We start from the raw sequence: 1,866 nt of genomic DNA, 5'->3' as shown, positions 1-1,866 counted from the left end.
CCGCTGCCCGGCCTCAAGGCCCTCGCCCGCTTCGCCCGCGAGGGCGGCGGGGGCGGTGGAGGCGGCGACTGCGTGGCCGGTCGGATGCGGGTCCGCAGGGTCGGTATCGGCCTGGTGGGCGGCTGCCGGGTGGGCGTCGGACGCGTGCGGTCTTGTCGTGCCGATCGTGGCGGCCGTCACGCTCGCTGTGGCCGCTGTGGCCGCTGTGGCCGCTGTGGCCTCCGTGGCCGTGCCGGTGGCGCTGGTCGGGATGGTCGTGTCGGTCGCGGCGGTCGTGGTGGCCGACCCGGGCTCATGCGTCTGCTGCGTCATCGAGGAGGCTCCCGTCGCCGAGCGTCGTCGCGGAGATCGCCGAAGGCCGACCCCAAGGAGTTCAACGCGCGTTGCACGTGTGGCAGTTCCAGCGGCGCGGGTGAGCCGAGGCATTCCGCGCGTTCCTCGTCGGTGCCGCCCAGCAGGGGCCCGGTGGCGAGCCGTACGCGCAGGGCCCCCAGGTCGTCGCCGAAGCGGTGGCCGCCGGGCGCGGGCATGCCGAGCCGGGCGGAGAGGAACTCCTCCAGTTCCTGGGCGTCGCCGACGCCCTGCCCGGCCAGCGCCTCGCGCAGCGGGCCCAGGTCGACGTACAGGTGGCGCCCGGCCTGCGGCGGCCGGGCGAGCGCGCCGGCCGCGACGACCACGCCGTGCGCGGCGGCGGCCACGCGCGCGTGCAGCCGGACGGCGGACTCCCGGCGTTCGGTGACGGGTGCGGGTTCGTCGAGCGCGTATCCGGCGGCGGCGGCGACCGGCGCGGCGATCCGGGCGTCGAGCGCGGTGAGGATGTCGAGCACGCGCGCGTGCAGCCGCTCCCCCTCCGCGCCGGCGGGGAAGCGGGCCACGGCGGCGGGCCAGCCGGCCGGCAGCAGGGCGCCGGCCAGGTCGCTGACGACGGTGACCCCGTCGGGCAGCATCTCGGCGGGGCTGAGCAGCACGCTCTGGTGCGGGTCGTGCAGGGTGTCGCGCCAGGTCTCGTCGCTGACCAGGTGCAGTCCCTCCGCGGCGGCCGCCTCGACGGTCTCGTGCAGCAGCTCGGGCGGGGCGACGGTGGCGGTGGGGTCGTCGGCGACGGACAGCACCAGCAGCCGGGGGTCGCCGCCCTCGGCACGGACCCGGCGGACGGTCTCCAGCAGGGCGTACAGGTCGGGGACGCCACCGCTCTCGGCCGGGGTCGGCACGTGGTAGACGGGTCTGCCGAGCAGGCGGGCGTACGGCGCCCACCAGGCGGCGCACGGCCGGGGCACGAGCACGTCACCGCCCTCGCCGGAGAGCGCGGCGGTGAGGGCGAGCAGCAGCGCGGGCGCGCCGGGTCCGGCGGCCACCCGGTCGGGTACGCAGGACAGCCCGCGCCGGGTCCAGTAGCCGCAGGCCGCCTCCAGCAGGGCGGGCGCGCCGCCGACGGGCTGGGCCTCGGCGCGGCCCGCGGCGGCGGCGAGGTGGGCGGCGAGCTCGGGCAGCACCGGCAGTCCGTCGCCGGGCGGCGGCGGCCCGTAGCGGACGGGGCCGTGGCCCTCGGGGTCCGTCCGCCGCATGTCCGCCTCCGCGCAGTCCGTGGTGGTGCCGTGTGGTGCTCTCGTCCGGGCCGTGCGTCCCTCCTCGTCCGCCGGGGCGGTGGTACCGGCCGCGTCGCCGGTGCGTCCGGGGCTGCTGTCGTGCCTGCCGGGTCCGCCGTGCCTGTCGTGCCTGCCGGGTCCGCCGGTGCCCTCGGGTGGTGTGTACCCGGCGGGCGGTCCTCCATGGCCCGCTTCCGGTTCGTCCGCGTCGTCTCCGTTCACCGGTCCCGGCGGACGAGGAGGGACGCACGGCCCGGACGAGAGCACCACACGGCACCAC

At 78.2% G+C, this 1,866-nt stretch carries 1 protein-coding gene and 1 pseudogene; both read right to left on the bottom strand.

Annotation, left to right across the window (positions count from 1 at the left end):
- Positions 1-312: pseudogene (locus tag V7E45_RS40025) on the bottom strand (hypothetical protein); the annotation flags it as partial.
- On the bottom strand, positions 309-1,565 hold the full coding sequence (locus V7E45_RS40020; protein WP_333779208.1) for an aminotransferase class I/II-fold pyridoxal phosphate-dependent enzyme: 1,257 nt from the start codon (positions 1,563-1,565) through the stop codon (positions 309-311). The gene V7E45_RS40020 and the pseudogene V7E45_RS40025, both read right to left, overlap by 4 nt.
- Positions 1,566-1,866: the final 301 nt, after the last annotated feature.

The sequence above is a fragment of the Streptomyces sp. IBSBF 3136 genome (assembly GCF_036815105.1).
GTDB lineage: Bacteria > Actinomycetota > Actinomycetes > Streptomycetales > Streptomycetaceae > Streptomyces.
The sequence above is the reverse complement of the archived record's forward strand: the minus strand, read 5'-3'. Positions and strand labels throughout refer to the sequence as shown.

Bases quoted from the DNA above. Each gene is read 5' to 3' on its own strand.
- V7E45_RS40020 (WP_333779208.1), bottom strand. From the start codon at position 1,565: ATGCGGCGGACGGACCCCGAGGGCCACGGCCCCGTCCGCTACGGGCCG.